The 2,249-nt window shown below is 43.8% G+C and carries 3 protein-coding genes; 2 read left to right on the top strand and 1 reads right to left on the bottom strand.

Going from position 1 to position 2,249, the window contains the following annotated elements:
- Positions 1-549, bottom strand: a 549-nt coding sequence (locus Q0986_RS17420) for a PD-(D/E)XK nuclease family protein (RefSeq protein ID WP_299413391.1), incomplete at its 3' end; no start/stop codon positions are given.
- A 93-nt stretch (positions 550-642) separates the two neighbouring features.
- Here Q0986_RS17420 and Q0986_RS23030 point away from each other — a divergent pair.
- Together Q0986_RS23030 and Q0986_RS17425 are read left to right on the top strand one after the other, a co-directional pair.
- Positions 643-951, top strand: a complete 309-nt coding sequence (locus tag Q0986_RS23030) for a DUF6788 family protein (protein WP_366918617.1) — start codon at positions 643-645, stop codon at positions 949-951.
- 56 nt (positions 952-1,007) lie between these two features.
- Positions 1,008-2,249 (top strand): M48 family metallopeptidase (locus Q0986_RS17425; RefSeq protein ID WP_299413394.1); only part of this gene is annotated, 1,242 nt, incomplete at its 3' end.

The raw sequence follows: 2,249 nt of genomic DNA on the forward strand, positions 1-2,249 counted from the left end.
ATAAATTAAACTCAACCTTTGGAGGGCCTGGTGATAGGTCTGCTCCAGAATCAGGTAGTACAGCCCCAGTTGTAAGTCGATGCCATCAGAGGGAGCAACCGTTTTGCTGGTCTTGTAGTCGATTAGCTCCAACCCATCCCCGAAATAATCCAGACGGTCATAGCGACCAGCCAGGGAGAACTCGATGTTGTTGACCTGAAAACTAGCCTTAATTTTACCCTCTACGCCGAGGGGTTTTCGGATCTGGGGGAGTGGGGCAACGTATCGCTCGTAATAGAGCTGCAATGCCATCCAGCCCTCATGGATTTGAGTTTGGTTTAGATCTCCAGTATGTTGCTGCCAGCAAACGGCAAACCAATCTAAGGATGGAAGCGGGTAAGCGTAGTTCCAATCTCTGAAAATGTCAGCGAGTACACCATGCAGGGCATTGCCAAATTTTGGAGAGCCAAAAGCTGAGGGTGAAGAGAGTCCTCGCTCGTACTTGAAGTTGTATGCCTGGGGGCATTGCCGATAAGTGATTAGCTTAGTGGCTGACAAGGAATAAGACATAAGTTCAGAATAACAGGCACTCTTGGCCCAACTATTGAAAATCTTATGTAATCAATGTCACTATCAATGCAAAATTATAGTACATAAGAAACAATGCCTTTCGGCCTCACCCAACTCAAACCTGCAATAACTAAGCTATCTCTGAACAAGAAACAGCGGCTGCTTGAGTGGCTTCAAGCTGAGATCAAGGCAGAAACACAAGAGCAATCCCCTCACAAAGCTAAGAAAGAAGTCGAAGCGGTCTACCAACTGGAGTATGTTCGCTGTGGGAAAGAGACGTGCAAATGCTCATCAGGTAGAACTGAGGATATGCATGGTCCATACTGGTATTCCTATGAACGCAACTCTAAAGGGAAACTAGTCAGTCGGTATATTGGGAAGAAACTGAGAATACCTCAATGAAGGTATTCCTATGGTTTATTAATGTCAAAATACTCCTTAATTATCTAGAGGTTGACATGGCATTAACGCCGCAGAGTTATGAGACCTTAGTCAAACAGCTAGAAAATTACGCAAGTCGATATCCAAAGCGTTTTAAAAGGCGTGTGTTTCTGCTGGCATTACTGGGATATGGCTTTATTCTGTTTGTGCTGTCATTCCTTTTGTGTATTGTCCTATATATTGTGACCGTGCCTGCAAGTAGGCTCCGAAGCCAGTCTATTTGGCTTGGATGTATGCTTATTATTGCCTTGATCTTGCTAGGTCTCCTTTTGACGGCCCTCTGGGTCAGAATCCCTAAACCGAAAGGCAAGGCAATAAAACGCAAACAGATGCCTCATCTATATAGGCTTATTGATGAACTTGCAGCGGATTTAGCGACGCCTAAATTCAGCAAAATTCTTCTGACGGATGAATTGAATGCCGCAGTTTCTCAAAGACCTGTTTTTGGTATTTTTGGCTGGTTTCAGAATTACTTATTAGTTGGTTTACCTTTGATGCAAGCCCTTGATTTGGAGCAATTCAAAGCTATTCTTGCCCATGAATTGGGTCATTTATCCGGTAAACACAATCATTTTGTCAGTTGGATATATCGCATTGAGCAGACATGGCACCAAGTTTTAGAACGACTATATCAGCATCGAAATCGTTTGCAATCGGGGACAGGTATATGGTTCATAGATATATTGATGTTAATTGCGAACGGTCTAGGGTTTATTATTTTTGGTTGGTTCTTTGAGTGGTTTGTTCCTAGATTTTCTGCATATTCATTTGTACTTTCCCGGCAATATGAATATGAGGCGGACCGTTGTGCCGCACAGTTTATAGGGGGTCAAAAGTTTGCTGAGGGGCTAATCAGTCTTGAGGTTAAGAGTAGATATCTCAATCGAATGTTCTGGAGGGACATTAATCAGCAAGTAAATTGCAACCCTAACCCACCAGAAGCTATCTCGTTAATGAGTGATGCTTTGAAAGCTGAAATACCCAAGGAGCCTCAGCAAAGATGGTTAAATGCAGCTTTGTCAACCACGACAGATTTAGAGGATACACACCCCTGTTTAACGGAGCGGCTATCCGCATTGGGCTATCTTCAGGAAAGTGTTCAACTATCTCAAGCCTTAGCAATTTCTCGGTCTGCAGCGGAAGACTTGTTAGGTCCTAATGCAGGGCTGATTCATTGTAGTAGCCGAAAAATACGCTCCACTTGGTTGGCCAGCTCTCGTAGAGCCGATGCTATCGATTTGAATCCATTGAGCCTGAGC

This window comes from Acaryochloris sp. IP29b_bin.148 (genome assembly GCF_028285565.1).
Taxonomy (GTDB): domain Bacteria; phylum Cyanobacteriota; class Cyanobacteriia; order Thermosynechococcales; family Thermosynechococcaceae; genus Acaryochloris.

What these genes read in the sequence shown, in the direction of transcription:
- Q0986_RS23030 (WP_366918617.1), top strand. Translation starts at nt 643, where the DNA reads ATGCCTTTCGGCCTCACCCAACTCAAACCTGCAATAACTAAGCTATCT.